The sequence below is a fragment of the Pseudoalteromonas sp. SIMBA_162 genome, from assembly GCF_046535955.1.
In the GTDB taxonomy this organism is placed as follows: Bacteria; Pseudomonadota; Gammaproteobacteria; order Enterobacterales; family Alteromonadaceae; genus Pseudoalteromonas; species Pseudoalteromonas marina.
The window spans coordinates 1-262 of the sequence record NZ_JAWJBQ010000597.1 but is presented as its reverse complement, the minus strand read 5'-3'; the positions used below and the strand labels follow the sequence as shown (position 1 = coordinate 262).

General features: G+C 58.4%; 1 protein-coding gene. It reads left to right on the top strand.

Annotated elements, in window-relative coordinates; all coding sequences use genetic code 11:
* Window positions 1-262: hypothetical protein (locus R0J88_RS21065; protein WP_410901036.1), on the top strand; the 262-nt coding region annotated here is incomplete at both ends.

The following is a 262-nucleotide window of genomic DNA, read 5'->3' as shown; positions in this document are numbered from 1 at the left end:
GCTGTAAATCCGCGCCCGTTCAGCACGGCATGCGCGCGCTCGAATATTATTAAAATCAAAATGCAACACAACCAAACACAACAGTACAACGGCTATGCCATCCAGCCTTCGGCGCATCGCTTGCCCGACGGCAGTTATTCATCCAACCTGCTGCTCGAGCCGATCGACAGCCGCTGCGCCGATCGCCGCTACCAGTTCTATTCGCTCGACTACTTCCCGAGCGAACGGCAGGCGCTGCAGCATTCGGCTCGCTGGGCCCGCA